Raw genomic sequence first — 26,439 nt, 5'->3', positions numbered from 1 at the left:
GTGGGGAAACCCGCGGAAACGGCGAAGATCAGTCTGTCCTGATGGCCGGTTCGCGTCGGGTCAAGGGGCGAACGCGTCGATGGCGGCACGGAGTCGGGCCGCACGATCAGTGCTGTCGTCGAGCGTCGTCACGGCCTCGTAAAGGGCGAACAGACCGCCGCGGCGGACGCTGAGCGCACGCACGATGCCGACGACATCCACGCGCGGCACCGCGTGCCGCCGTATCCGCGACACGGCCTCCGTCGGCAGCAACGACACCAACGTCTGCCGCTCGTCGGGGTCGTTGGCCAGGGGGTATTCGAGTACGACGTTCACGATCCGGGTCAGCGGCGAGAGCGACCGCTGCGCGGGCGCGGAGTGCGGCGGCCGCAACGTGTCCTGTGCTCCCGGCCGGTTCAGGACCAGCGCGGGCAGCTGCTCGGTCAGACCGCTCCGCCAGGCCTCCTCGACCCGGCTGCGGACCGCCGCGAACAGCGGCTCCGCCGCGGGAGCCACCTCGCTGCCGGGCCGGTCGAGTTCGCCGAGTACGCCGAGGACGATGCCGGAGAAGACGCCGGTGCGCCGCTCCGGGTCGTTGACGGCGCGCTGCCCACGGGTCGCGGCGAGCATCAACGCCTGCTCGTGGACGGTCTGGCGTACGCCCGTCGGCAGCAGCTCGGTGGGCAGGCTGTCCGGAAAGCCGTGCCGCTCGTCGAAGGTCTGGCAGGCGTCGACGACCCACAGTTGCCTGCCGAAGCCGGGCAGCGCGTCGCTGGCGAGCCGACGGCGCGCGGACTCCAGGTCGATATTGCGCCGGTCGGTGGCCGTCGCGTCGGCGGAGTAGAGCCGGATCCGCTCGTCCTGGTCGAGCACACCGTGCCCGCCCCACCACACCCACAGGAAGTCCCCGCGGAGCGTGCGGAGTTCATGGACCAGGGCATCCCGCAGCAGCGCATGGTCGGCGCCCTTGTGCGGCAGCCCGGGGTCGTGGCCGTCGGCGGGGGAGAGGTGAAGCAGGATGTTCTCCTCCGGTACGCCACGCTCGCGCAGCCACCGATGGAAGCGCGCCGCGTCGTGCGCGGGCCCGGGCAGCCGCCAGCTCTCCCCGGCCGCGTACGACTCGATACCCACCACGAGGGCGACCACCCGGGTCGGGTCGACTCCCGTCGCTGTCACGGCAGATGACCGACGATCGTGCGAAAGACCGCCGGGTCCGACCAGTAGGCACTGTGTGACACCGGGAACGGCTGGCGACTGTCGGTGGCGACATCGGTGACCCGGCCGGAGAAGAGCGGCTCGCCCACGTAGGCGAGCAGATCCCGCGGATCGTGGAGATTGAGCCACGGGGGCACATGGCCGGGCAGCGGATCGGGGTGGGCGAGCGTGGGCAGGGCCCCGGTCTCGTACAGAAAAGGCCCCTGCGAACCGACCGTGACGAGGAGTTCGACCCCACCGGGTGGAGACTCGATGAGGGTGTCCAGGGCGATGATGCCGCCGAGGCTGTGGCCGAGCAGGACGACCGGCGGCTCCTGCGCGGCTATCAGCTCGCGCAGGTCATGGCGGACCGGCGCGCCCCGTGACAGATAGCGCAGGATGTCCCCGGCGAAGGGGTACGAGGCATCGGTCAGGGCCTTGCGGCGGCGTACCGCCATGCGCGAACCCATTCTCATCGCCGGACGTTTGAGGAGGTTAAGCACCAAGCCCCGGCCCGCTCCGGCCGGTTCGGCGCCCAGCGTCTCGGCCAGCCGGGCCACGGCGGCGTCACGCTCGACGCCGCCGCAGACCACGGGCGCGTCGGCCTCCACGGCCGCACCGATGAGGGTGGCGGCGAGGGCACGCGCCAGGAGGCGGGCGAGGTCGTCCGGGTCGAGGGCGGCGGCCGCGGGCGGCAGCAGCGGGGAGCGGGCCAGCGCGGTGGCGGCCGGGGCGAGGCCGGGACCCAACTCCGGGGCGAAGGCATCTCCTTGAGCCGCGAGCGCGGCGAGCAGGCGGCGCGGACGCTCGTCGGGGAACTCCGCTCCGGGCGGGGTGACGGCCTGGCCGGTGGCCGCCGCGGCCAGGGCCAGCTCCACGTGCGGGTCGGCGTACAGGCGGGCCCACTGGCCCACCTCGTCGGCGCCCTCGGCCGTGTCGCTGTCGTCGACTCCGGTCGCGTCCCGGGCCGTGCCGCCCGGTCCCGCCGGGACACTCGCGCCGTCGGCCGCGAGGCGTGCGCCGTGCGCCTCGCCCCACGGGTAGCCGACCGTGCGCACCCCGGGCGCCAACTCGCCGAGCCGCGCGGCTATGTGGGCGCACAACTCGGTGAGGTGCGGCTCGCGCACGCCCGTGCCGTGGATGAAGACGACCGTGGTCACAGCGGCAGCGCCGCGACGTCGTACTCGATGCGCTGGTGCAGTTGGGCCAGGCTGCGCGACGGGTGCTCGACGCCCAGGACCCGGGTGAGGCCCTCGACCGCTTCCGCGTTGAGCCGGTCGGCCTCCGCCGTCTCGCCCAGACCCCGCAGGTCCAGGGCCAGGTTGGCGGTGCACGACAGGGTCAGCGGATGCTCGGGCCCGGCGACCTCGGACAACGGGCCGAGCACCGCGCTGTCGACGGCGTGCGCGGCGGCGAAGTCGAGCCGTGCGTAATGGTCGTTGGCGTGGCCGAGACGGGCCGTGAGCGTGGCGATGTGCCGTTCGCCCAGAGTCTCCGTGTACTGCTCGACGGCCTTCGCGTCGAGCCGTTCGGCGCCCTGCGTATCGCCCTGCGCCCGTAGCGTGGCCCCGAGGTTCACCATGGCGGCCAAGGTGTTCATGTGGGTCTCGCCCAGCGTCGAGCCGTAGCGGCGCACCGTCCGCTCACCCAGATCGCGCGAGCGCTCCAGGTCGCCGCCCAGGCGACGGTCGACCACGGTGTTCGTCGCGGCGGCGAGGGAGCCGATGTACTCGGGGCCGTACCGCGTGATGTAGCGGCTCAGCGTGTCCTCGGACAGCTCGCGCGCCTCCGCGAGCGCGCCGACCCGGCGTCGGCACAGGGTGAGGATGCGGGCGGCGCCGATGGTGGCGGCATTGTCCCGGCCGAAGTACGCCACGGCGGTCTCGTACGTGGATTCCGAAAGGAGCCGGGCTCCCTGGTAGTCGCCGCTCTCCAAGGTGTCGATCGCCAAGCCGTTCAGGGTGTTGACGGTCTGCCCATTGGTCGGGCCGTACACCAGCTCCAGCTGGCGTGCCGTCTCCTCGTCCACCTCTCTCGCCTGCCGGAACTCCCCGCACATGCGCAGCGAAACCGAGTAGCTCTGCTGGGCCCTGAGGGTCTCCGGGTCCTCGGGGCCGAACAGCGTACGGGCCTTGGCGATCGCCTCCTCGTCCAGGGTGCGGGCGGCGTACACATCGCCCCGGTGGCGCAGCGAACCCGCGAACTGGCTCATCGAGTCGACGAGTTCCTCGTCCGGCATCTGGAGGTCGCGGGACGCGGCGAGCGCCTTCTCGTTGAGCCGCAGCGCCTCGTGCGTCCGGCCGAACCGCTGCAGCATGAAGGCGAGCAGCTTGCTCATCCGCAGCACGTGCAGGTCATCGTCACCGGACTGGCCGCGCCAGGTCGACCAGGCGTCACGGGCCACTTCGAGCGCGGTGTCGTGGTCGCCCCAGAAGTAGAGGAAGGTCACCATGGCATGGATCAGGTCCCGCACCCACGGGTCCGAGCTGCGCACCGCCCCCGAAGCCAACACATGCGGCATCAACGCCTGATACGCGGGCCACTGATCCGGTGCCTCGGGCGCGCCCGGCTTCGCCGTGGTGAGCAGCAGGTGGGCGGCGCGGGCCATCTTGGCCTGGGCCTCCTCGTCCAGGCCGGTCGCCAGGACGTTCTGCATCAGACGGTGCATCTGGAGGGTGCCGCGCTTGTGGTCGAGGCGGATCAGGGACAGCCGGCTCAGGTCGCGAGTGGCGCGGGCGAGCAACAACGGGTCGCGGAGCACCGGGTCGAGCTCCTCGGTGATCTCCACGTTGCGGCTGCCGCGGAGCATGCGCAGCGGAATCGGCTCGGGCGCCATGGAGGCGCAGATCGCCAGGAGTTGACGCGCCGCCGGGTTGCTCTCGGTCAGTCGGTCGACGGAGAGGTTCCAGGCCGCGGCGACGGAGATCGGATAGTCCGGGGACGGGTCGAGGTCGAGGATCTCGCGGCGCCGCTGGGCGAGCAGGTCGAGGTGTTCGTCGACGGGCATGCCGGTCGTGGCGTGCCAGGCCCCGGCCTGCTCGATGGCGAGCGGCAGGTCGCCCAGGGCGTCGGCGAGCCGGTCCGCGTCCTCGGTGGACAGGTCGGAGGCGCGCCGCCGCAGCAGGGCGATGGACTCCTGCCGGTCGAAGACGTCGACGCTGAGCGGTGAGGCCACCCGCTCCCAGTCGCGGTTCCGCGAAGTGACGATGATCTTGCCGGGGCCGCCGCTCGGGAAGTACGCGCGGACCGCGTCGATGTCCTCGGCGTTGTCGAAGATGAGCAGCCAGTTGCCGTGCGGCTTCCCGGTGCGCAGCGCCTCCTGCACCGCGGGCACCGCTGTGTTGGCCTGCGGTCCGACCTCCAGGCCGAGATGCCCGGCGAGCTCCGCGAGGGAGCTGAGGATCAGGCCCTCCTGCTCGGCGGGCACCCACCAGATGACGTCGTACTCGGCGCTGTGCCGGTACACGTACTCGATGGCGATCTGGGACTTGCCGACGCCGCCCATGCCGTGCAGCGCGTGCGGCAGGACCGCGGCCGTCTCCTGCTGCCGCAACTGCTCCTCGACCTGGGTGAGCAGGACCTCGCGCCCGGTGAAATTGGGGTTCTTGGGCGGCACATTCCCCATGATCGTCGGCTGACCGCTGCGGACGAAGCGGTGTTCGGGAGCCTTGAGGTCCATGGTTGCGTCAGCCTTCCGGGCATCAGTTTCGGTTCTTGTCTGCTGGCTCGCCGTGGGCGGCACTTCGCCTCCTGGATCTCCTGGATCGGTGATCTTCGGATCCAGCTCTTCCCGCGAAGCCCCGCTGTTATCTCCACGCGCCCCCGTACCACTCTCCGGTGAGACAGGTGCGCCGGTCGGCGCCGGGAACGGGGCGGCCCGGGCCACGATCCGCGCGGCCCGCCGCGCGTGCGGCCCCGACAGGGCCCGCATGACGGCGAGCTCCACCCGCAGCCAGGCACGGTTGCCCGGGCCCGTGTCGGGCAGCGCCGTCCGCTCCGGGTCGCGCAGCGCGGCCCGCAGCGGGGCGGCCGCGCCCCGGACCCGGCGCAGGTCGGCCAGAAGGTCGACCATGTGGGCCAACTGGGTGCGGGTACCGGTGGCGAGCAGTGCCTCACGCACCCCGTCGGCGAACTCGGGGCGGCCGGTGCCCTCACGGTCCCAGTCGATGAGGCCGCCCATCATCACCTCGGCGACGTGATCGGGGCCGGCCTCCGGCACCGCGTGCTCGCGCAACTCCTCGATGAGCGGGAAGTCAAGGGGTACGACCGCGAGGAGCAGCGCGAGATGCCGGGCGAGCGGGCTGGCGAGCCCCGCGAACCGGTGCACGAGCGCGGCCGCCGCGCGCGGCCCGTCGACGGCCGGGGTGCGCAGGCCCGCCGCCGCCGAGCCCTTGGCCATCGTCCCGGCGATCACCACGGGCAGGTCGCACCGCACGCCCCGCTCACCCGTGACGAGGTCGGCCCAGGCGGAGAACGATTCCGGATGCAGACTGAGCACCGGCACGGGCACCGTCCCGTCATCCGGCTCCGGCAACGGCCGCAGCGGATCCGCGAAGTCCTGCGGCGGCCGACAGCTCAGGCTCCGGTTGGAGGCCCCGACACCCCCGGCACCGAGCCGGGCGCGGAACGGATAGAGCGAGGAGCGGTGCCGCAAATACGGCGGCAGCAAGTGAACGAGGGCCGTGGGCCCGCCCCGGGCGAGCCTGCCCAGGAGTACGTCGGCGGTGTCGGACGCCCAGCCCGCGCCGAGCCCGTCGGTGACGACCAGAAAGAGCGTGCTGCCCCGCCCGTCGAGCAACTCCGCCGGATCACCGGCCTGCTCACCCGGTCGACGCAGGACGGGCCGCCCCTCGGCGGGCACCCGCACACCCACCGTACGAATGTCGCGGAACGCGCCGCTGCGCGCGGCCTCGTCGACCAACCGGCGGACCGTGCCGCGCCAGGCACACATGGTGAGCGCGTCGTCGACGAGCACGACCAGGTCGAACGCGCGCTCATACGTGGGCCGCAGATACGGGATCCACAGCCCGTCACCGAGCCCGTGCTCGGCGGTGCGCTGCTCGTCGAGCCGGGTCAGAACGCGCGAGGGCACCCGACGCCCGAGCCGACGCAGCGCCCGGGCGAGCTGCACCGGGTGCGGGCGGCGGGGCTCACCGAGCGGCGGGAGCCGGAAGGCGGGGGAGTCGGTCTCTTCGGGCACGAAGGAGGGGTCGGGTAACGGGAGTTCCAGCTCCGTGCCGTCAGTGGACTCGCCGACGGCCGTGGCCTCCGCGGCCTCCGCGGCCTCCGCGAACTCCTCGTACTGCGCGTACTCCTCGTATGCAGTGTATTCATCGTATTCCTCGACCCCCGCACCGTACGCGTCGGGCTTCGGCCCAACAGCGTGGTGCAGAAGGGCCGTTGAACCACCGGAGTCCCCGTCGTGGGCACGGGCAGACTCAGGGTCCCGGTCCTCGCGGATATCCGGATGATCCAGTTCCGCCGACGGAGAAAGCGTGTCCGCGCGCCGTCCTGAGGCGAGCCACGCGGACGCGAGCCAGGCGGAGTCGGCGAGGTCGCGCCAGTCGGGCCCGTCGGATAACGGGCCGGTGGCCGCGCCGTTCCCCGTACCGTGCTGGCCGGCGTCCGTATCGTTCCAACTGTCGCTCGGGTCGGGTGCCCGCTCCCTGGGCAAGCCGGTCATCAGCGGCCTTTCGCGAGGTCGCGCAAGAGCGTCTCAATGAGCTTACGCTGGTCCGCCTCGCTCTGAAAACCACCCGCGGTAGTGAGCTGCACAGCGTTGAGTAACTGGTCGATCGACTGGGTCCCGCCCTCGTTCAGACGCCGCTGGAAGTCGTCCACGAGCGCGGTGACGCCCTCGGGACTTCGGCGCAGATGGCTGACGACGATCGACAGGAGCTGCTCACGGCTCGGCGGCCGCAGCTCCAGGGGAAGGCAGCGGCGCCGGAAGGCCGCGGGGAATTCCCGCTCGCCGTTGCTGGTGATGACGACGACCGGGAACTGGGCGCACTCCACACGCCCGCGGTGGATCACGGCCCGCCGCCCGGGGTCGTCCGTGAACACCTCCACGTCGTCCTGTGCGCTGCGGATCAGCTCGGGGATGTCGTAACTGCCGTTCTCAAGGACGTGCAGCAGGTCATTGGGCAGATCGATGTCGCTCTTGTCGAGCTCGTCGATGAGCAGCACGCGCGGGCGTTCGTACGGCAGCAGGGCCGTGCCCAAGGGGCCAAGGGTGAGGAAGTCGCCCAGGCGCGGCGGCAGTTCACCGGCGCCCTCGCCCGCCCCCGTCACGGCGTCTGCCCCTGTCACGGCGTCGGCGCCCGCCCGCCACGCGGCGATCGCCTGGGCGCGGCCGATGGAGTCGTACGCGTAGAGCCCGTCGTGCAGGGCCGTGCGCGAGACGACGCCCCATTCCAGGACGCGGCCGAGGCCCAGTTCGCGCGCGATGAGATACGCGAGGGTCGACTTGCCGACACCCGGCGGGCCCGTGACGAGCAGCGGGCGGCGGAGCAGCAGGGCCGCGTTGACCGTGTCGATCTCCTCGTCCCGCAGGTGGGCGTGCAGCTCGTCGTACTGCTCGGCGCCGAGGCGGCGCACGGCGGCCCGCTCGTCGTCGGGTGGCGCCTCGACGGCCCGGCCGCCCGCGAACTCCCGCCACGGGGGCGGTGCGGGAAGCCGTGGGGCCGGGCCGGTGGGGGCCCGCCCGGTGGCATGGAAGACGCGCCACGAAGGGGGCTGCTCGGTCATGCCGACATCTCCTCATCACAATCGACCAGGCGGTTCGGGTCGTCCCACAGGATCGCCAAGTGACTACCCGCGAGGAGCGGTGCCGCATCGTCCGTCTCGGCAAGGATCCTTAACTGGTTCACCTTGGCGGGCAGTTGTGCGGGCGGGTGTCCGAAGAGGAGCTGAAGGACCTCGACGACGGGCCCGGGCGCGTCGTCGCGCCGGTCCCACGCCGCCAGGCCCACGCCCTCGTCGATCGCGACGGCCAGTGCGTCCAGGCCGTCCCCGGGAAGCGCGGGGCGCTGCAGGATCACGGCGGTGATCCGTGCTTCCTGGGCGAGGCTCGCCCGCCACCGGGTCAGCGGCCGGACGCCGCCGCCCTCGGGCCCGCTCCAGCGGTACGCCTCGGCGGCGCTCGCCGACCGGAAGGTCTGCCAACGGCGGCGCCAGCGGCGCAGTTGGGCGGGGTCGCGCCGCCGCATCCGCTCAAGGCTGCGGAGGTGGACGAAATAGCGCAGACCCACGGGGAGCGGGTCCCGGCCCTGGTCGCCGAGTTCGAGCCGGGCCACGTCGTGGTTGAACAGGGCGTGCGGCAGGAGGAATTCGAGGTGCACCGGCCCGTCCTCGGGACCGTCGTCCGGCGCGTCCGCGTCCGCCCAGTGCGACTCGGCGCGGCGCACCGCGCGGCCGACGGCGTCGGCGAGCGTGTCCAGGGTCGCGTGTTCCACGTCGGAGGCGAGTGGCTGCCAGAAGCCCACCGAGGCGTTCACCCAGTGGCGTACGAAGATCCGGTCCGTGCCGTCGGCCGCCGGGTCGACCATCACGACGAGGGCGCGCGGCACGGACGGGTCGGGCGCGGGCCACTTGACGATCTCGGCGCGGCGGTCGAGGAGCGCATCGGTCTCCCCGGCGGCCTGGGCCCAGGCGTCGGACCAGGCACGCAGCGCCTCGGCCTGCGGGGAGCCGAGCGCGGCCACGACCTCGACGAGCACGACGGCGGGCGGCAGCCGGTCGGCCTGCGCGTTCGCGTCGAGCAGGAAGTCGAAGAGCTCGACGGCGGACAGCCCTTCGGGCAGCGAGAGGCGGAGCTCATGGGAGAGCGTCCACAGCAGCGAGGACCGGTCGACCGGGCCCGCGGCGAGTAACTTCCGTGCGGCCTGGGCGACGTGCTGGTCGAAGACCGGGGGTAACGCGACGGCTCCCGGCGTCTGCACCCCGTTCAGGGCACGCATCGCCCGATGGGCCAGATCGCCGGCGATGTCTTCCCCCTCAAGCACCCCGACGGCCTGAAGGAGTGCCTCGTACCCGCGCTCCTGAAGCAATACGGTCTTGAGTAGCGCGGCCAGCTCCGCGCGGACCGGTAACCCGTTCTCGCCGAGCGGGATACCGAGGTCGTCGCCGACGAGTTGAATGAAGAGGGAACGCTGCTGGGCATCGCGCAGGGACTCCAGGGCGGTCAGCTCCTGGACAAGGACCGCCAGGAGTCGCACCTGGGCGCCGTGCGGTCCTTGGGGCGTGCTCATCTCCACCGACCATCCCCCGCCGAGTCGGTACCGCATTGAGAACCGACGGTGAAGTTATCATGTCAACTTCCCTGTGACCAGGGCCGATTGGAGCCACAGGTGCGACGTGAGCGCACCCTGGGACCTGGTCCTGGGACATGGATCCAGGGACCTGGCTCCTGAGACGAAGAGAGCGCGAGCCGCAGCCGTTCCCGCGGCCGAGTGCCCGGACGGGTACCTCCCCCAAGGTCCCGCCCGGCCCGCCGATCACACACCGATCCCCTGAGGCGGGTTCTGCCCCGGCGCATGGATGCGGCTCGCGCAGAACCCGACTCTTCCGTGCCGAGCTCAACGTTTGCTGAACGTCTGATGAGCGGCGGCATCGACGTGCAGGCCAGGACCCGGATAGGTTGCCGGAATGCCCGAACTGAACACCGACCGTCTCGTGCTCCGTGGTTGGCGGGAGTCCGACCTCGGCCCCTGGGCGGCAATGAACGCCGACCCGGAGGTACGGGAGTACTTCCCGGGCGTCCTCACGCGGGAACAGAGCGATGCCTCCGTCGCCCGATTCCAGGCCGACCTGGAGCGGCGGGGCTGGGGGTGGTGGGCCCTTGAAGTGCGGGCCACCGGCGAGTTCATCGGCTTCACCGGGCTCGATCCGGTGGAACAGGACATGCCGTTCACGGGAGTCGAGGCCGGCTGGCGGCTCGCCCGCCCGGCCTGGGGGCACGGCTATGCGACCGAGGCGGCCCGCGCCGTGCTGACCTTCGGCTTCGAAGACCTCGGCCTCGCCGAGATCCTTGCCGTGACGGCGTCAAGGAATCTGCGGTCGCAGGCGGTGATGCGCCGCCTCGGCATGACGCGCGACCCGGCCGACGACTTCGACGACCCGACCGTGCCGGAAGGTCCGCTGCGCCGCAGTGTCTTGTACCGGCTTCGCGCCCCGGACCCCCGCTGGCGCGCAACGAGCCAGGGTCCAGGGCGCTTTGAGGTGGAGCGGTTCACTCCCTGAGGGGCTCAGGGGGTCAGAACTCTCCTGGGGTCAGAACTGCAGACCCCAGGAGTCGATCTTGCCGGTGTCGTACGTCCAGTTGTCCGTCACCCGGAGTTTCCAGGTGCCGTCGGCGGTTTCGGACGAGGCGTCCACCGTGTACGTGGTGTTGATGTTGTCGCTGCTGCCGCCGGTGCCGTAGTCCTTGAGGAGATACGCGCTGCCGTCGGGGGCGATCAGCTGGACGCGCAGGTCACCGATGTAGGTGTGCGCGATGTTCACCGGAACCTGGAGGGAGGCGGGCGCCCTGCCCGTCACGCCGCTGACGCCGAGCGGTGACTCGACGGTGGCGTGGTCCCTGATCGGGTAGTCCGTGGTGTTCTCGAACTTCGGTCCGGGGGGCTGGGTGGAGCCGGAGCCGACGTTCAGGAGGCGGTTCGGCGAGCCGCTGCCGGGGCTCGTGACCACCCCGGTGCTCGACGCGGCGACCAGGGCGTCCCGCACCTGCGCGGGCGTCGCGTTCGGGTTGTCCGCCAGGTGCAGCGCCGCCGCGCCCGCGACGTGCGGGGCCGCCATCGACGTACCGGAGATGGTGTTGGTCGCGGTGTCGCTGGAGTTCCAGGTCGAGGTGATCGACGAACCCGGCGCGAACAGGTCAAGCACCGAACCGTAGTTGGAGTAGCTCGCCCTGCTGTCACTCCTTGTGGTCGCGCCGACCGTGATGCCCTCAGCCACCCGGGCCGGGGACTTGGTCGAGGCATCGGTGTTCTCGTTGCCCGCGGCCAGCGAGTAGGTGATGCCCGCGGCGATGGAGTTGCGTACCGCCGTATCGAGCGCGCTGTCGGCGCCGCCGCCGAGGCTCATGTTCGCCGCGGCGGGCTTGACGGCATTCCGGGTCACCCAGTCGATACCGGCCACGACCTGGGCCGTGGTGCCCGAGCCCTGGTTGTTCAGGACGCGTACGCCGACGATCTTCGCCTTCTTCGCGACGCCGTGCGCCGTGCCCGCGACCGTGCCTGCCACGTGAGTGCCGTGGCCGTGGCCGTCCTGCGCGGTGTTGTCGTTGTCGACGGCGTCATAGCCGTACGAGGCACGGCCGCCGAAGTCCGTGTGGCTGATGCGTACGCCGGTATCGATGACGTAGACCGTGACGCCCTGGCCCGCACTGTCCGGGTAGGTGTACTTGCTGTCGAGCGGCAGGTTCTTCTGGTCGATCCGGTCCAGGCCCCAGGACGGCGGGTTGTTCTGGGTGGCGGAGACCTTGAAAGTGCGGTTCTGGACGACGGAGTCGACCGCCGGGTCCGCCGCGAAGCGTTTCGCCTCGGCCTCGCTCGCCTCGACCGCATAGCCGTTGAGTGCCGAGCGGTACGTCCGCTCGATGTCGGCGCCGTACTTCTTCGCCAGCGCCTTGCCCTGCGCCGAACTCGCCTTCGGGGCATCCTCGTTCAGCGTCACGATGTAGCTGTCCGCGACCGCTCCTGGTGCCCCGGCGTTCTCGATCGTGCCCACCCGCGCGTCCGCGGCGCCCGCGGGCGGTGCGGAAACGACGCCGAGCGTGAGCGCCGCGACAGCCAGGCCGCCTATGCCGGAATATCTTCGCCGCGTAGACCTTTGCAGTGCCATCCGAGGGATCCTCCTCATCGATGGTGCGCCGGGGCCCGGGGTGGGGCCCGGTCGACGGGGCAAAGATTGGCTGATCCATAGGAATCACACAAGACTGTCGACCGTGGGTAACAGAACTGATTTGCGGGCGACATGATGCACCGTCAACCAGCGTTCAGGGTGTGTCGGGCAGGGCCGGGCCGACGGAAATGACCGAGCGGACCGGGCCGCCGTTTGACAGGGTGGAGGCATGAACTCCCAGCTCAACGATGTGCCCGAGCCGCCGCACCAGGGCCCCGACACCGCCACCACGCCCGAGAATCCCGGCGACGGCGACTGGATCGTCACCGCCGTCGAGCCCGACCTCTTGCGCGGCGCGCTCGCCGTGGAGCGCACCGCGCGCGGCCTCGTACCGCACCGGCTGCCCGCATGGGTGCGGCGGCAGTTTCCCGATGAGGCTCTGGCCCGGGCCGAGGCCCAGCCCTCGGGCGTACGGCTCGCCTTCCGGACCCGCGCCACCGCCGTCGAATTGGACACCGTCCCCACGAAGCGGGTCTATCCGGGAGTCGCGTCGCCCCCGGACGGCGTGTACGACCTGGTCGTCGACGGCCGTCCGGCCGGTCAGGCCCGGGTGCCGGGCGGCAACGTCGAGACCGTCGACATGGCCACCCAGACCGCCACCGTCACACCGGGCCCGCCCGGCACCGCCCGGTTCGCCGAACTGCCCGCGGGCGAAAAGGACATCGAGATCTGGCTGCCCCACAACGAGGCGACCGAAATCGTCGCCCTGCGCACCGACGCCCCCGTGGCGGCCACGCCCGCCGACGGCCGCCGGGTGTGGCTGCACCACGGCAGCTCGATCAGCCATGGCTCCAACGCCGAGCATCCGACCGGGATCTGGCCGGTGCTCGCCGCCACCACGGCGGGCGTGGAGCTGATCAATCTGGGGTTCGGGGGCAACGCGCTGCTCGACCCGTTCGTGGCCCGCGCCATGCGCGACACCCCCGCCGACCTGATCAGCGTCAAGATCGGTATCAATCTGGTCAACGCGGACCTGATGCGGCTGCGCGCCTTCGCCCCGGCCGTGCACGGCTTCCTCGACACCCTCCGCGAAGGGCACCCCACGGCGCCGCTCCTCGTGGTCTCGTCCGTCCTGTGCCCCGTACAGGAGGACACCCCCGGACCGCTCGCACCGGACCTCAGCGACGGGAAGCTCGGCTTCCGGCCCCTGGGCGACCCGGCCGACCCCACGCGTCTGACGCTCACGCGCGTGCGCGCCGAGCTCGCCCGCATCGTCGAGCAGCGCGCCGCCGAGGACCCCCACCTGCACTACCTCGACGGCCGCACGCTCTACGGCGAGGCCGACTTCGCCGAGCTGCCGCTGCCCGACGACGTCCACCCGAGCCCCGCCGCCCACCGCCGCATCGGCGAGCGCTTCGCCGAGCACGTCTTCGGGGACGGTGGGCCGTTCGGCAAGGCCTGAGCCCGATGGGCGGGTTGCGCGGCCGAGGCGCTGGGCTCAGCCCTGGGCGAGGGCCGCGTACCCGGGCCGGATCGTCTCGGTGATCAGGCGCTCGCGCTCCGGAAGCGGCAGGAACGCGGCCTCGGCGGCGGCGCGCGTGAACTCCTCGAAGACCTCCGGGCCGTAGCCGAACGTGTCCGCCAGGTGCTGGAACTCCTCGCTCATCGTGGTGCCCGACACCAGCCGGTTGTCGGTGTTGAGCGTGATCCGGAAGCCCAGCTCGCGCAGCAGGTCCACGGGGTGCTTCTCATACGAAACCGCCGCGCCCGTCTGAAGGTTGGAGGTCGGGCAGACCTCAAGCGCGATGCGGTTGTCACGGACGTACGCCGCCAGGTGCCCGAGCCGCACGGTGCCGTCGGACTCCACGGTGATGTCGTCGGTGATCCGCACCCCGTGGCCGATCCGCTCGGCGCCGCAGACCTGCACGGCCTCGTGCACGGACTCGGCGCCGACCGCCTCGCCCGCGTGGATCGTGAAGTGGCAGTTCTCCTGCTTGAGGTGCTGGAAGGCGGGCAGGTGGCGGGCCGGCGGGTTGCCGATCTCGCCGCCCGCGATGTCGAACCCGGCCACCCCGCTGCCGCGGTGCGCGACCGTCAGCTCGGCTATCTCGAGCGAACGGTCCGAGTGCCGCATGCCGGTGAGCAGCGCCCGCACCGTGATGGTGCCGCCCGCGAGCCGCTCGCCCTCGCGGAATCCCTCGTTCACGGCCCGGACCACCTCGTCGAGGGTGAGCCCGCGCTCCTGGTGCTGCTCGGGGGCGTACCGCACCTCGCCGTACACGACGCCGTCCGCGGCCAGGTCCTCGACGCACTCCGCGGCGACCCGGAACAGGGCCTCGCGGGTCTGCATCACGGCGCAGGTGTGCGCGAAGGTCTCGAGGTAGCGCTCCAGGGAACCGGAGTCGGCGGCGTCCCGGAACCAGACGGCCAGCTCGGCCGGGTCCTCGGTGGGCAGGCCCGAGTACCCGGTCTGGCGGGCGAGTTCGACGATGGTGGCGGGGCGCAGGCCACCGTCCAGGTGGTCGTGCAGGACGACCTTGGGGGACCGGCGGATCCACTCGGAGACGGTGGGGCGTGCGGGCGCGGTGGGCGTGCCGGAAGCGGTGGGGGTGTTGTCAGACAAGTACATGCGGAGGGAGTGTAAGGCAGCATTCCGCTTTCTGTGGCGGCGGTCCCCTTCGTGAACGTTCCGGCCCGGGCTCCCCCCCCCGGCGCGTCCCCCTCAGCCCACCTGCAGCACCGGCAGGGCCGGGGCCCCCGGCGGGAGCATGTGCTTGGCCGCCACGATCGGGGTGCCCTCGACGCTCACCACCTGGGTGACCAGGACCGCCGGAGTGTCCGCATGGCGGCCGAGCTGCTGGCCGCGGCGCTTGCCGAGCAGGGTCGCGGTCACGGCGCTGTGCGCGGTGAGCGGCGCGCTCCGGCCCGCGTCCGCGAGCGCGGCGAGCATCGATCGCGGGGCGTTCGCGGGGGTGTCCCGCAGCGCCTCGGCGAACGCGGGGTGGCGCCTGCGCAGGATGTCCTCGGCCGCCGCCCACTCCTGGGTGAGCGCCGCCGCCGTACCGCCCAGGGTGAGCAGCGACTCCCAGAACAGCAGCTCGGCGCGGGCCGGTGCGTGCAGATGCTGGGCGGTGAAGTCGGTGGGCTCCTCGAGCTGGCGGAGCAGCGGCTGTACGCGCAGCGCGGCGCCGCCCGAGAGCAGCTCCTCGAGCGGGCGTACACGCTCGAAACCGCGCCGCGGCGGGCTGTCGTTGACGGTGCGCCCCACGCCGCGGCGGACCGTGAGCAGGCCGTCCTCCTGGAGCAGCAGCAGCGCCTCGCGCAGCGCGGGGCGGCTCACACCCAGCTCGGCGGCGAGCTTCGGCTCGGACGGCAGGGTCGAGCCGGGCGGGTACGTGCCGCCGTGGATGGCGTCGGCGATGCGCTCGTAGAGCGTGACGACCGGTCTGCGCCGCTCACCGCTGACTTCCATGCCCAACCCCTCCGTAGGTTGCCCTGTCGCACATCTCGACAGGCCCCGTGAAGGTATGCGCCCGGCGAGGGTCCGGGCAATAGCCGCAGGTACTGGGCCCGCGCCGATCCCCGGGCGATGTGATTCAGGCCACCAATGCCTTGACTGTCTACGCCCGTAGACCCAATCTGTCGGAACGGTCTTGTCTGACAGCAGCGGCCGACTGCTGCGTGTCACCCGGATGACAGGACCGTGAATCCCGGCATGACATTCAAGGCAAAGGGGCCAGCATGTCCTTCTCGCTCGGCCGGAGTGGTTCCCGCTCCCGGCCGCAGACGTCCGATCTGACCGGCCGTGGCGGCATGTTGTTCGCCATGGTGCTCGCCGTTCTCGGCTACCAGATCAACGCGACGATGCTCAGCCCCGCACTGCCCGACGTCATCGACCGGCTCGGCACCACGACCGCGCTCGCGGGCCTCTCGCAGACGCTGTTCTTCCTGATGGCCGCCGTCGGCCAGGTCACCCTCGCCCGGCTCAGCGACAAGCTCGGCCGCAAGCAGATCATGATCTTCTGTGCCTGGATCCTGCTCGTCGGCAACGTGCTGTGCATCCTGGCGCCGAACATCGAGCTCTTCATCGCGGGCCGCATCCTCCAGGGCGCCTCGGCGGCGATGTTCACGCTCTCCTTCCTCACCCTGAACCAGCTGCTCACACCGGCCGGCTTCGGCCGCGCCGCGGGCATCATCACCGCCGTCAACGGCGGCCTCGCCGGGGTCGACGCCATCGCGGGCGGTCACATCGCCGACACCATCGGCTTCCGCGGCATCTTCGTCTTCTCGCTGCTCATCGGCGTCGCCGGACTGATCCTCGTGAAGAAGTCGGTGCCGCAGGTCGAGGCCAGCAACCCGCACGGGCGCTTCGACACCCGCGGCATCATCGCGCTCTCCCTCGGCCTCACCGGCATCCTGGTCGGCCTCTCCCAGGGCGGCACCTGGGGCTGGAGCTCACCGACGTCCCTCGCCTTCCTCGGCGGCGGCCTGCTCGCGATGGTCTTCTTCGTCCTCTCGCAGCGCTCCGCCGAGGACCCGGTCATCGACATCGAGCTGCTCGCCTCGCGCCGCGCCTGGCCGCTGCTCCTCACCACCGTCTGCACCCTGGCCGGTGTGTTCAGCGCCATCGCCATGACCATCCCGGTGTTCGCCCAGGACGGCGGCGTCGGCCTCGGCATGAGCGCGGTCCTGTGCGCCACGCTGCTGCTCACCCCGATCCAGCTGATCGGCGTGGTCTCGGCGCCGCTCACCGGGCGGCTCGGGCCGCGGATCGGCTGGCGCACCGTCGTCGTGGCGGGCGCCATGGCCAACTTCGTGATCTTCGTGTTCGCCGCGTTCTTCCTGCACGACATGGTCGTGATGGTCGCGGCCCTCGCCCTGCTCGGCGTCACGTACGGCGGGTTCATGCTCACCGGCCTCAACGGCCTGGCCGTGTCCACCTCGCCGAAGGACAAGCCCGGTTCGCTCTCCGGCCTCAACGGCGCCTGCTTCGGCATCGGAGTCTCCCTCGGCATCGCCGTGGCCTCCGCGATGATGACAGCGGGCAGCAATGCCCAGGGCGTCACGGAGGCCGGCTACCAGAACGCCATGTACGCCTCACTCGCCTTCCTCGCCATCGGCGTCGTCTCCTCCCTCCTGATCCGCAAGCCGGACCCGGAGGAGGCGGCGGATCAGGAGGACAGCGAGCGGAAGCTTGTCCTGACCCACCACTGATCACGCACGGGCGTCAGGGCGTGTCCGGCGGATCTCGGCGCCTGCGGCGGGCCCTTTCCCCTACCCGCCCCTTCCCACAACTGGGGCTCCGCCCCAGACCCCTGGGGTCCAGGGGGCGAAGCCTCCGGCGGGGTCAGCGGGCGAAGCCCGCAAAGGGGGTCTGGGGCGAAGCCCCGGTGGTGGGGGGCTGGGGGCTTCGCCCCCAGTTTCGGGAAGGGGCGGGTGAGGGGAAGGAACTCCCGGACAGGCCCTGGACCCGCACCGTCCACGTCACCGCCGAGACCGCTGCTGCCCGGGCCTCGGGCGCGCGCAGGGAGCCGGTGCTGTCCACCGTCCTGGCTGTGACGGTGTGGGACCGCCCGTCCGCCGGTACGCCGAGGTCGCGGGGCACCACGCGGGTGTCGCCGCGCACCTGCCGCGCCTCGCGGCCGTCGACGTACCAGCGCAGGTGGAGGCGGGAGAGGCCGGGGGGCAGCTCGGCGAGGCGGACGGCGAGCTTGGTGTCCCGCTCGACCGGCTCGCCCGTGTCGGTCTCGGCGGTGAGGGGCTTGGCGTACCGGTAGAAGCCCTCGATCAGGGCCTCGCGGCCGGGCAGGTTGAACTCGGTGGCGGCCAGGGTGCGCATCAGCGACGACTCGGTGGGGCGCCGGATGCCGCGCGGGTAGTAGTCACCGCCCTCGTACGCGCCGACGGTGCCGCCGGACGGATCGTTCTCGCCGAGCCACCGATACCACTTGGTCTTCCGCGCGGCCAGCTGCTCGGCGTCATGGATCGACACGTTGGGCGCGGGGCGCTCCGGGCCGTCATAGGTGCCGTAGTCGTCATACGTGTACTCGTCGGCGAGCAGGCCGATGGAGTGGCCGATCTCGTGGGCGGCGATCAGGCTCGAGCGGTCGTTGTCGGAGGACAGCGTGGAGACCCCGGCGAAGCCGTAGTCCCCGTCGAGACCCGAGTAGCCCGCGCCGCCGTACTTCGTGGAGTTGGCCACCACGACGACCAGGTCCGTCTCCGGCGCCTTGTCCGCGTACGACTTGACCTTGTCGAGGTCGGCGCAGAGCAGCCGCTCGATGTCGTCGCACCAGAAGTACGAGCCGAGCGCGGTGTTCCGCACGACGGAGGAATCCGGGTCGCCGGAGACGCCGGACTCCGCGGAGGCGGCGCTCACGGCCCACACGTTGAACAGACCGGTGTAGCTCCGGTACGGCTCGATGCCCGTGACGTCCGCCCACTTGGCCTTGGCGTCGGCGAGGAAGTCGCGCTCCTCGGCGGCCGTATAGCCGTCCCCGATGATCGTCACGTCGAGCCGGTCGGCGCTGGGTCCGGTCTCGGCGATCGGGGTGACGTCACCGTCACCGGCCGCCTCCCGCGCGGAGAGGTCATCGCGCGAAGAGACCAGCTGAGGGGGTGAGTTGACCGGTACGCGCGTGGTGCGGCCGGTGCCTTCGGGGTGCGGGAAGTACTCCGCCTCGACCGTCGGCCCGTCGGTCGAGGGGGCGGGGTCGGCCACGGCGCCGTCGGCCGTGGCGGCAAGGAGGGCGGCGAGGGCGAGGCCGGTCGCCGCCAGGGCCCCGGGCTTGAGCAGCTGCACGATCTCGTCCTCCAACTACCGTATGCAAACGGGGGGTTAACTCAACTTAAGTCGGCGACTTAAGGTAAGCGTGCGGGGCGTGACGGACAAGAGTCGTTACCGGACAACGAGGGAACGATTCTGTACGGGGAAGGGGGCGCCGGATGACGACAGCCGACAGCAGTGGGCACGGGAGTACGAGCGGGGCCGGTTCCAGAGGTAAGAGCGGAGTACGCCGCCTCGACGACGACGGGGCTCGTCCTGCGACGCCGCCTCTCACGGAACTCGGCCGACGCGTCAAACAGCTCCGCACCCGGCGCGGCCTGACACAGCGGCAGGTCGCCGAACCCGCCTACACACCCGCTTACATCTCCACCCTCGAGGCCGGAAGGGTCAAGCCCTCCGAACCGGCCCTGCGCCACCTCGCCGAGAAGCTCGGTGTGTCGTACGACGAACTCGCCACCGGGCGCCCCGCCCACCTCGCCACCGACCTGCGCCTGCGCCTGGCCGACGCCCAGCGCATCCTGGCGACCGGGGACGCCTGCGACGCGGCGGCCGCGTACCAACGACTGCTCGCCGAGGCCGAAGAGCACGGCCTGCACGCCGAGCGGGCCACCGCGCTGATCGGCCTCGGCCAGTGCGCCCTGGAAACCGGTGAACTCGACCGGGCCCGCACCCGCTTCGAGGCCGCCGAGCGACACCTCGCCGAGCACGCGCCCGAAGTGCCCCCGGCCCAGCGCGCCCGGGCGGTACGCGGCCGCGCCGTCGCCCACTACCTGGCGGGCGAACTCCGCTACGCCTGCTACCTCCTTGAGTCCACCCTCGACGAACTGGACGCCGCGGGCCTGCACGACCCGGACGCCCTGCTCCTCCTCTACAGCGCCGTCATCGCCCCGTACATGGACATGGGCGCCCACGCCCGCGCCGCCCAGACCGCCGAACTCGCCCTCGCCCTGGCCCCCCAGGTCACCGACCCCGCCCTGATCGCGTCCCTGCACCGCTCGGTGGCCCGCACCCTCATCACCGAAGGCCGCGCCGCCGAGGCCGACGCCTCCCTCGCCAAGGCCGCCGAGCTCTACCAACAACTCCAGATCCGCACCGAACTCGCCCACTGCCACTGGATGCGCGGATACGTCCACGCCCAGAACGGCGACCTGGACCGCGCCGAGGCCGAACTGCGCACCGCCCACGCCATGCTGGCGTCCAAACGCGCCGCCCTCTACACCACGCAGGTCGAGGTGGAGCTGGCCGATGTGCTGCGCCGCCGCGGCCGGACCGACGAGGCCGAGGAGCTTCTGCACCGCCTCCTCGGCGGCCTCAACCCGGAGCGCGGCGCCGTGCACGCGGGCGGCGCCCACCGCCTCCTCGGCCTGATCGCCGAAGAGACCGACGCCACCGAGACCGCCGAAGAGCACTACACCCGAGCGCTGTCCCTCCTCGAACAGGCCGGGGCGGCGGGCGACCTCGCCGACATCTGCCGCCTCCTCGGCGACCTCCTGCGCCGTACGGGCCGCACCGAGGCCGCACTCGACGCCTACCGCACCGGCCTCGGCCACCGCGCCGCCCCCGGCACCACCACCCTCGGCCCGGCCCCGGCCCGACCCCCGGGGTTGCGGCTCGGGGAGGGCACGTGACGCGGAGCCCGGGGAAACGGCCTAGGCTCACCGCATGGTCCAGAGCAAGGCGCAGGACGTCGACGGATATCTCGCCGGACTGCCGCAGGAGCGCAGGGACGTCCTGGCCCGGCTGCGGGAGCTGTGCCGCGCGGAACTCACGGGGTTCGACGAGATCATGGCGTACGGCATGCCCGCCTACGCCCGGGACGGCGTGGTCGAGATCGCCTTCGCGAGCCAGAAGCAGTACGTCTCCTTCTATCTGATGCGCAGCGATGTCCGGAAAGCCTTCGCTGAGCGCCTGGCCGGACAGGACATGGGCAAGGGCTGCCTGCGTTTCCGAAAGCCGGAAAATATCGACGACTTGGCCATCGACCTGGTGCGCGATCTGCTGAGGGCCACGGCGGCGGCACCCGGCACGATCTGCTGACGTCCAGCGGGCCGAGCTGACGGGCGGGCGAGACGGCTGCGTAGGGGTACGGAGTGGTGGGGCGGGGGAGACAGGGGAGGTACCGCGAGCAGGGTAGGGCAGGGCTGGAGGGCGTCCGGGGGCGCAGCCCTCGGGAGGCGGCAACCGAGTCGACGGTACGGAATCGTGAAGCGGAAGGAAGCGCGTCCATGCCTCTGTCGGCGAACTCGAACCCGAACCCGAGCATGGCGGGCACTGCCCGCACCGCCTCCCCGCAGCGGCCCGCCGCATCCCTCGAACACGGTGCCATCGGCACCGGCGACCTCGTCTTCTTCGTCGTCGCGGCGGCGGCACCGCTCACCGTCATGGCCGGGGTCGCCCCGCTCGCCATCGCCATGGCGGGCCCGGCGGCCCCCCTCGGCTATCTGATCTCCGGGCTCCTGCTCATCGTCTTCGCCGCGGGCTTCACCGCCATGAGCCGGTACGTGCGCAACGCGGGCGCCTTCTACGCCTACATCGGCCGGGGCATCGGCCGTGCGGCGGGCGTCGGTTCGGCGTACGTCGCCCTGCTCGCGTACAACGCCATCGAGATCGGACTCCTCGTCGGCTTCGGATGTTCACGGAGTCCGGATTCCGCGATCTGACCGGCACGACCGTCCCGTGGTGGGTGTGGGCACTCGCCGGTCTCGTGGCGATCGGCGTGCTCGGCTACCTCAAGGTCACCCTCAGCGCGAAGGTGCTCGGCGTGGCGCTGCTCCTCGAAGTCCTCGTGCTCCTCGTCTTCGAGGCGGGCGTGTTCGCGCACGGCGGCGGACCCCAGGGCCCGGACCTCGGCACGCTCTCGCCCGCGCAGCTGGTGGGCGACGGCGTGGGTGGGATGTTCGTCCTCGCCATCGGCGCGTTCATCGGATTCGAGGCGACCGCCATCTACGCCGAGGAGGCGCGGCAGCCGGAACGGACCGTGCCGCGCGCCACCTATATCGCCGTCGGCTTCCTCGCGCTCTTCTACACCTTCACCGTGTGGACGATCATCAACGCCTACGGTTCCGACCGCGCCCAGGCGGTCGCAGGCGGCGAGGGCGGCTCGGACATGGTCTTCGACGCCACCGCACGCTTCGCCGGGGCCTGGGCCGCGGACGCCATGCACCTGCTGATCATCACCAGCGCCTTCGCGGCCACGCTCGCGTTCCACAACGGCGCCACCCGCTACTTCTACGCACTCGGCCGCGAGGGCCTGCTCCCGCGCCGCCTCGGCACGGTGGGCGCCCGGCACCGCTCGCCCGCCCCCGCGGTCCTCGCCCAGTCGGCCATCGGCCTCGTCACGGTCCTGGTGACGGTGGTGAGCGGCGTGGACCCGTACGCGGTGACGTTCCTGTGGACCAACGGCACCGGCATCCTCGGCATCATGCTCCTTCAGGCCGTCACCGCGTTCGCCGTATACGGCTTCTTCCGGGGCGACCGGCGCGGGCTTTCCGTCTGGCGCGTCGTGGTCGCCCCGCTCGTCGCCTGCGCGGGCCTCACCACGCTCATCTGCCTGGTCTGCGCCCACTTCGACCTGCTCACCGGCGCCCCCACCGGCGTCAATATCGCCCTGCTCGCACCCCTGCCCCTCGTCTTCGTCGCGGGTGTGGCCGTCGCGCTCCGGATCCGGCGCGGCTCCCCACAGACGTACGCGGCACTGACCACCGTCGACGCCGAACGCGCCTGACGGCAGGCCCTTCACCCGGCCGACCCACCACCACTGGCCGACCAACCACCCCTGGGAGGACGAGACAACCGTGTCCCGCACACTGGTCATCCGCGGAACCGTCCGTACCGGCACGGCGGAACACGGCGACGCCACGGCGGTCGCCGTACGCGACGGCCGCGTCCACGCACTCGGCGCCGCGGCCGAGCGCCTCACCGCCACCGCCGACGACGTCGTGGAGCTCGGGGACGGCCTGCTCATGGCCGCCTTCGGCGACGGCCACGCCCATCCCCTCTTCGGCGGACTCGAACACTTCGGCCCCCGCATCAAGGACAAGACCTCCGTCGAGGCCATCGTCGCCGAGGTCGGCAGCTGGGCGGCCCGGCACCCGGAGGAGACCTGGATCGTCGGCGCCTCGTACGACCCTTCGCTCGCACCCGACGGCGCGTTCGACGCCCGCTGGCTGGACGCCGCCGTACCGGACCGGCCGGTCGTGCTGCGCGCGTTCGACTACCACACGGTCTGGTGCAACAGCGAGGCGCTGCGCCGGGCCAAGGTCACCGATACGACCCCGGACCCGCGCCTGGGGTGGATCGTGCGCCGCGACGACGGCTCCCCGATGGGCACCCTGCGCGAGTGGCACGCCTGCGACCTGGTCCTCGACCGGGTGCCCGGGCGCTCCGTCGACGAACTCGTCGAGGCGCTGCGGGTGGCGGGGGAGACGTACGCCCGCGCGGGTCTCACCTGGGTGCAGGACGCCTGGGTCGAGCCGGAGATGGTCGCCGCCTACCGCGAGGCCGCGCGGCGCGGAGCCCTGAAGATGCGCGTCAACCTCGCGCAGCGCGCGGACCCGGACCGGTGGCGTGCGCAGCGCCCCGCCTTCTCGCGGGTGCGGAGGCTCATCGAGGCCGAGGAACGCGAGCGCGCGGCCCAAGGCGGCGGTGCCGGCGGCCTGTTGACCGCCCGTACGGTGAAGTTCTTCAGCGATGGCGTCATCGAAGGCGGTACGGCGGCGATGCTGGAGCCGTACTGCGACGCACCGCACAGCTGCGGCATGCCCGTGTGGGAGCCGACCGCGCTGGCCGAGGCCGTACGGGCCTTCGACGCCGACGGCTTCCAGGTGCACATTCACGCGATCGGCGACGCCGGTGTCCGCGCCGCCCTGGACGCCGTCGAAGCGGCGGTCGGCGGCAACCCCACGTGGGACCGCCGCCCGGTGATCACCCACGTGCAGGTGGTGGACCCCGCGGACCTGCCGCGCTTCGCGCAGCTCGGCGTCATCGCCAACTTCGAACCGCTGTGGGCGCAGCCCGACCCGCTCCAGACCGAGCTGTCCATACCGCGGCTCGGTGAGCGACGCACCGCGCTTCAGTACCCCATGGGCGACCTGGCGCGCGGCGGCGCCCGGCTGTCCTTCGGCAGCGACTGGCCGGTCAGCTCCCACCTGCCGTTGGAGGGCACCCAAGTCGCCGTGACCCGGCGGACGTTCGACGGGGAACCGGCACAAGGCTGGCTGCCGCACCAACGGCTGACGGTGGAGCAGGCCCTGGACGCGTACACCAGCGGCGTCGCCCACCAGGCCTTCGCCGACGACCGCGGCAAGGTCGCCCCGGGAGCCCCCGCCGACCTGGTGTGGCTGTCGGCCGACCCGCGCCGGACCGACCCGCAGCGCATCCGGCACATCCGGGTACGGCGCACCTGGCTCGCCGGAGCGGAGACGTACCGGGCGTGAGCCACGGAAGGTCAGCCGCTCGGGGCCTCGGCCCCGGCTCGGCCGCTCTCCGCCCGCCCCGCCGTGCGCATCCGGCCGAACGCGTACACGCAGCCCGCGAGCGCCAGGTCCGACAGGAGCATGAAGCCGATCGCGTACGAGTCCTTCGCGCTGTAGATCGCGCCCATCACCAGCGGCGGCACAAAGCCGCCCAGGCCGCCGACCGCGCCCACGATCCCGGTCACGGACCCCACCTGCCGCTCCGGCGTCACCTGCGCCACCATCGCGAACACGCTGCCGCTCGCGGCTCCGAGCCCGGCCGCCATGCCCAGGAAACAGATGGTGCCGATCGGCGCGAGCGCCGGGTCGAACGCCTGGGCCACGGCGAGCAGCGCCACGAGCACCAAGGCACCCGAGGTGACCGTCGCCGGGTGGATCCGGTCCGAGAGCCAGCCGCCGACCGGCCGGGCGACCACGGTGACCAGGGCGAACCCGGCCGCCCTCGTCCCGGCGTCGGTCGGCGACAGCTCGTACCAGGTCTTGAGATACGTCGGCAGATAGACGCCGAACGCGACGACCCCGCCGAATCCGACCGCGTACAGCGCGGACAGCTCCCACGTCACCCGCAGCCGCCCCGCCGCGCCGAGCCGCGAGGCCAGCGACGCGGTCGGCACCGGACGGTCCGGCCGGTCCCGGATCAGCACCACCGCGAGCAGCGCGAATACGGCGAGCGCCGCGGCCACGACGTAGAACGGCAGGTCCTGGCCGTGCTTGGCGATCCGCGGCGTGAAGTAGCCGGAGAGCGCGACCCCGCCCGTACCCATGCCGAAGACACCGATCGCGAAGCCCCTTCTGGCAGGCGGGAACCACGAGTTGACCAGCGGCACACCGATCGCGAACGTCGTACCGCCGAGGCCGAGCAGAAACCCCACCGCGAGCAGCGCCGGGTACGAGTCGCCCGCCGGGATCATCAGGAGCACCGGCACGATCGTGAATGCCGCCACCAGCGGGAACATCAGCCGGGCGCCGTACCGGTCGGTGAGCGCCCCGACCGGGATCCGGCCGAGCGACCCCACGATCACGGGCACCGCGACCAGGAGCGACTGCTGGAAGGAGGAGAGACCGAGCCGGTCGTTATAGGCACTGCCGAGCGGCGCGATCAGGTCCCAGGCCCAGAAGGTCAGCGTGAAGCCGACGGTGGCCAGGACCAGATTGCGGTACGCGGCGGACGGGGTGTGATCCACAGCGCCACGCTAGGGCGGCCCCGGGGCAACGGCACGGCGAGCGGTGCGACCAGCGGCGGCCAGTGGTGTGGCCAGTGGTGCGAGCAGCGGTGTGGCCGGTGGTGCGCGCGGTGTGCCAGGGATCACCTTGCTGACGTGCGCCAAGCTCGTCCGGTTATGTCCCGCCGTGCGCGGCTTGATGGGTGGAATCCAGCAGCTGACGTGGACACGCGCCGCGTACACTCGTCCACCGTCCGCTGACCTGAAGCAGCGGGGACACGCACACCATCGGGGGAGAGGTACACAGACATGAGCGCGATCGACACCACAGACGCACCCATCTACGCCCAGCTCGTCGAGGAGCGCGGTGACGTTCCGACGGAGGTGCGCGAGACGGCCGAGGAGACCCAGCGCGAGGTCGAGCAGGCGCTCCGCTGGGGCGTCACGAGCTCCGCGCCCACCGGCGAATAAGCCCACCCCTGCCGGGAGCCGATCGCTCGGAGCCGGAACAGGGGCAGGGGCAGGACCGAAAGCCGCCTTCGCGGTGTCCTACCGTTCCTGTTCCCGCTCCTGCCCGTGCTCCCGTTCGTGCAGCGGCCACGTGTCGTCGTGGGGGCGCCGGGCGTGCAGGCTCACGGCCGCGACCACCAGTGCGGCCGCCACGAAGGTGCTCGCCGCGACCAGCCATGGATGGCCGAACATCGCGCCGAACAGGAACGGCACCGCGCAAGCGAACGCCACGAACAGGCCGAAGCCGAGTACACCCGGAACCCCGGGCGGCTTGAGCGGAGGACGGATCGCTGTCATGGTCAGCCACCTGTCTCGAGGCGCGGACTGCCGGTTGGTGCGCCGGGAACGGGCGGCGGCGACGGCCGCCTGACCTGAGCCGACCGCTCGCCTCGGCTGAACTGTCCGCCTGTCCGTATGGTACGTCGGGCCCTTCAGCGAACCCCAACGGCAGGAACGCGTACACCCCCGGACGCGCCCTGCCGCATGTCGG

The 26,439-nt window shown here is 71.9% G+C and carries 20 protein-coding genes; 9 read left to right on the top strand and 11 right to left on the bottom strand.

The features are described 5' to 3' along the window. Positions 1-60: 60 nt before the first annotated feature. The 5 genes from ACWD10_RS22570 to ACWD10_RS22550 are packed head-to-tail and all read right to left on the bottom strand — an operon-like array spanning position 61 to position 9,422. Positions 61-1,155 (bottom strand): effector-associated domain 2-containing protein, encoded by a 1,095-nt coding sequence (locus ACWD10_RS22570; RefSeq protein WP_451093688.1) that lies wholly within the window; start codon positions 1,153-1,155, stop codon positions 61-63. Beyond that, positions 1,152-2,333, bottom strand: a complete 1,182-nt coding sequence (locus ACWD10_RS22565) for an alpha/beta fold hydrolase (protein WP_451093686.1) — start codon at positions 2,331-2,333, stop codon at positions 1,152-1,154. The genes ACWD10_RS22570 and ACWD10_RS22565 overlap by 4 nt, the downstream gene beginning before the upstream one ends. Continuing rightward, a complete protein-coding gene (gene fxsT / locus ACWD10_RS22560) occupies positions 2,330-6,856 on the bottom strand; it encodes an FxSxx-COOH system tetratricopeptide repeat protein (RefSeq protein ID WP_451093684.1) in 4,527 nt (1,508 codons plus the stop codon). Before fxsT ends, ACWD10_RS22565 begins: the two co-directional genes overlap by 4 nt. After that, a complete protein-coding gene (locus ACWD10_RS22555) occupies positions 6,856-7,920 on the bottom strand; it encodes an AAA family ATPase (RefSeq protein ID WP_451093682.1) in 1,065 nt (354 codons plus the stop codon). Before ACWD10_RS22555 ends, fxsT begins: the two co-directional genes overlap by 1 nt. Next, positions 7,917-9,422, bottom strand: coding sequence for a VMAP-C domain-containing protein (locus ACWD10_RS22550; protein WP_451093680.1), 1,506 nt, complete (start codon positions 9,420-9,422; stop codon positions 7,917-7,919). The genes ACWD10_RS22555 and ACWD10_RS22550 overlap by 4 nt, the downstream gene beginning before the upstream one ends. Before the next feature lie 397 nt (positions 9,423-9,819). Between ACWD10_RS22550 and ACWD10_RS22545 the strand changes: the two genes are divergently transcribed. Further along, positions 9,820-10,413: a GNAT family N-acetyltransferase gene (locus ACWD10_RS22545; protein WP_451093678.1), complete on the top strand. Its 594-nt coding sequence runs from the start codon at positions 9,820-9,822 to the stop codon at positions 10,411-10,413. Between the two features lie 30 nt (positions 10,414-10,443). Here ACWD10_RS22545 and ACWD10_RS22540 read toward each other — a convergent pair whose 3' ends face one another. Continuing rightward, the gene (locus tag ACWD10_RS22540) at positions 10,444-12,015 is read right to left on the bottom strand and encodes a S8 family peptidase (protein WP_451093676.1); all 1,572 of its coding nucleotides are present in this window, start codon (positions 12,013-12,015) and stop codon (positions 10,444-10,446) included. A 229-nt stretch (positions 12,016-12,244) separates the two neighbouring features. Here ACWD10_RS22540 and ACWD10_RS22535 point away from each other — a divergent pair, with 229 nt between their 5' ends. Then, positions 12,245-13,477, top strand: a complete 1,233-nt coding sequence (locus tag ACWD10_RS22535; protein WP_451093674.1) for a GDSL-type esterase/lipase family protein — start codon at positions 12,245-12,247, stop codon at positions 13,475-13,477. Positions 13,478-13,513: 36 nt separating this feature from the next. On the opposite strand, the gene ACWD10_RS22530 is transcribed toward ACWD10_RS22535, so the two are convergent. Then, positions 13,514-14,644 carry an adenosine deaminase gene (locus tag ACWD10_RS22530; protein ID WP_451093672.1) on the bottom strand — a complete coding sequence of 377 codons (1,131 nt, stop codon included), beginning with the start codon at positions 14,642-14,644 and terminating at the stop codon, positions 13,514-13,516. Positions 14,645-14,737: 93 nt separating this feature from the next. Beyond that, the gene (locus ACWD10_RS22525; protein ID WP_451093670.1) at positions 14,738-15,487 is read right to left on the bottom strand and encodes a GntR family transcriptional regulator; all 750 of its coding nucleotides are present in this window, start codon (positions 15,485-15,487) and stop codon (positions 14,738-14,740) included. Between the two features lie 269 nt (positions 15,488-15,756). Here ACWD10_RS22525 and ACWD10_RS22520 point away from each other — a divergent pair, with 269 nt between their 5' ends. After that, positions 15,757-17,229: an MFS transporter gene (locus tag ACWD10_RS22520; protein ID WP_451093668.1), complete on the top strand. Its 1,473-nt coding sequence runs from the start codon at positions 15,757-15,759 to the stop codon at positions 17,227-17,229. A 133-nt stretch (positions 17,230-17,362) separates the two neighbouring features. Here ACWD10_RS22520 and ACWD10_RS22515 read toward each other — a convergent pair whose 3' ends face one another. Then, on the bottom strand, positions 17,363-18,832 hold the full coding sequence (locus tag ACWD10_RS22515) for a M64 family metallopeptidase (protein ID WP_451093666.1): 1,470 nt from the start codon (positions 18,830-18,832) through the stop codon (positions 17,363-17,365). A 128-nt stretch (positions 18,833-18,960) separates the two neighbouring features. On the opposite strand from ACWD10_RS22515, the gene ACWD10_RS22510 reads away from it, so the two are divergent. The 5 genes from ACWD10_RS22510 (at position 18,961) to ACWD10_RS22490 (ending at position 24,237) form a co-directional block, all read left to right on the top strand. Next, positions 18,961-20,430 (top strand): helix-turn-helix domain-containing protein, encoded by a 1,470-nt coding sequence (locus tag ACWD10_RS22510; RefSeq protein ID WP_451093664.1) that lies wholly within the window; start codon positions 18,961-18,963, stop codon positions 20,428-20,430. 34 nt (positions 20,431-20,464) lie between these two features. Then, on the top strand, positions 20,465-20,839 hold the full coding sequence (locus ACWD10_RS22505) for an iron chaperone (RefSeq protein ID WP_451093662.1): 375 nt from the start codon (positions 20,465-20,467) through the stop codon (positions 20,837-20,839). Between the two features lie 188 nt (positions 20,840-21,027). Beyond that, the gene (locus ACWD10_RS22500) at positions 21,028-21,462 is read left to right on the top strand and encodes a hypothetical protein (RefSeq protein ID WP_451093660.1); all 435 of its coding nucleotides are present in this window, start codon (positions 21,028-21,030) and stop codon (positions 21,460-21,462) included. After that, a complete protein-coding gene (locus ACWD10_RS22495) occupies positions 21,432-22,526 on the top strand; it encodes an APC family permease (protein WP_451093658.1) in 1,095 nt (364 codons plus the stop codon). Before ACWD10_RS22500 ends, ACWD10_RS22495 begins: the two co-directional genes overlap by 31 nt. Before the next feature lie 70 nt (positions 22,527-22,596). Further along, complete coding sequence (locus tag ACWD10_RS22490) at positions 22,597-24,237, top strand: amidohydrolase (protein ID WP_451093656.1); 1,641 nt, start codon at positions 22,597-22,599, stop codon at positions 24,235-24,237. A gap of 11 nt (positions 24,238-24,248) precedes the next feature. Here ACWD10_RS22490 and ACWD10_RS22485 read toward each other — a convergent pair whose 3' ends face one another. Beyond that, positions 24,249-25,460, bottom strand: a complete 1,212-nt coding sequence (locus tag ACWD10_RS22485; RefSeq protein WP_451093654.1) for a nitrate/nitrite transporter — start codon at positions 25,458-25,460, stop codon at positions 24,249-24,251. A gap of 288 nt (positions 25,461-25,748) precedes the next feature. Here ACWD10_RS22485 and ACWD10_RS22480 point away from each other — a divergent pair, with 288 nt between their 5' ends. Continuing rightward, positions 25,749-25,910: a hypothetical protein gene (locus tag ACWD10_RS22480; RefSeq protein WP_451093652.1), complete on the top strand. Its 162-nt coding sequence runs from the start codon at positions 25,749-25,751 to the stop codon at positions 25,908-25,910. Positions 25,911-25,988: 78 nt separating this feature from the next. Here ACWD10_RS22480 and ACWD10_RS22475 read toward each other — a convergent pair whose 3' ends face one another. Then, positions 25,989-26,246 carry a hypothetical protein gene (locus ACWD10_RS22475; RefSeq protein WP_451093650.1) on the bottom strand — a complete coding sequence of 86 codons (258 nt, stop codon included), beginning with the start codon at positions 26,244-26,246 and terminating at the stop codon, positions 25,989-25,991. Between the last annotated feature and the right edge of the window lie 193 nt (positions 26,247-26,439).

Source organism: Streptomyces sp. NPDC002851, assembly GCF_053591935.1.
Note: the sequence above shows the minus strand (reverse complement) of the source record. Positions and strands in the feature narration are given on the sequence as shown.

Bases quoted from the DNA above. Each gene is read 5' to 3' on its own strand.
- fxsT (WP_451093684.1), bottom strand. From the start codon at position 6,856: ATGACCGGCTTGCCCAGGGAGCGGGCACCCGACCCGAGCGACAGTTGG.
- ACWD10_RS22535 (WP_451093674.1), top strand. From the start codon at position 12,245: ATGAACTCCCAGCTCAACGATGTGCCCGAGCCGCCGCACCAGGGCCCC.
- ACWD10_RS22500 (WP_451093660.1), top strand. From the start codon at position 21,028: ATGCCTCTGTCGGCGAACTCGAACCCGAACCCGAGCATGGCGGGCACT.
- ACWD10_RS22510 (WP_451093664.1), top strand. From the start codon at position 18,961: ATGACGACAGCCGACAGCAGTGGGCACGGGAGTACGAGCGGGGCCGGT.
- ACWD10_RS22520 (WP_451093668.1), top strand. From the start codon at position 15,757: ATGTCCTTCTCGCTCGGCCGGAGTGGTTCCCGCTCCCGGCCGCAGACG.
- ACWD10_RS22555 (WP_451093682.1), bottom strand. From the start codon at position 7,920: ATGACCGAGCAGCCCCCTTCGTGGCGCGTCTTCCATGCCACCGGGCGG.
- ACWD10_RS22550 (WP_451093680.1), bottom strand. From the start codon at position 9,422: ATGAGCACGCCCCAAGGACCGCACGGCGCCCAGGTGCGACTCCTGGCG.
- ACWD10_RS22480 (WP_451093652.1), top strand. From the start codon at position 25,749: ATGAGCGCGATCGACACCACAGACGCACCCATCTACGCCCAGCTCGTC.
- ACWD10_RS22475 (WP_451093650.1), bottom strand. From the start codon at position 26,246: ATGACAGCGATCCGTCCTCCGCTCAAGCCGCCCGGGGTTCCGGGTGTA.
- ACWD10_RS22495 (WP_451093658.1), top strand. From the start codon at position 21,432: ATGTTCACGGAGTCCGGATTCCGCGATCTGACCGGCACGACCGTCCCG.
- ACWD10_RS22545 (WP_451093678.1), top strand. From the start codon at position 9,820: ATGCCCGAACTGAACACCGACCGTCTCGTGCTCCGTGGTTGGCGGGAG.
- ACWD10_RS22540 (WP_451093676.1), bottom strand. From the start codon at position 12,015: ATGGCACTGCAAAGGTCTACGCGGCGAAGATATTCCGGCATAGGCGGC.
- ACWD10_RS22530 (WP_451093672.1), bottom strand. From the start codon at position 14,644: ATGTACTTGTCTGACAACACCCCCACCGCTTCCGGCACGCCCACCGCG.
- ACWD10_RS22525 (WP_451093670.1), bottom strand. From the start codon at position 15,487: ATGGAAGTCAGCGGTGAGCGGCGCAGACCGGTCGTCACGCTCTACGAG.
- ACWD10_RS22505 (WP_451093662.1), top strand. From the start codon at position 20,465: ATGGTCCAGAGCAAGGCGCAGGACGTCGACGGATATCTCGCCGGACTG.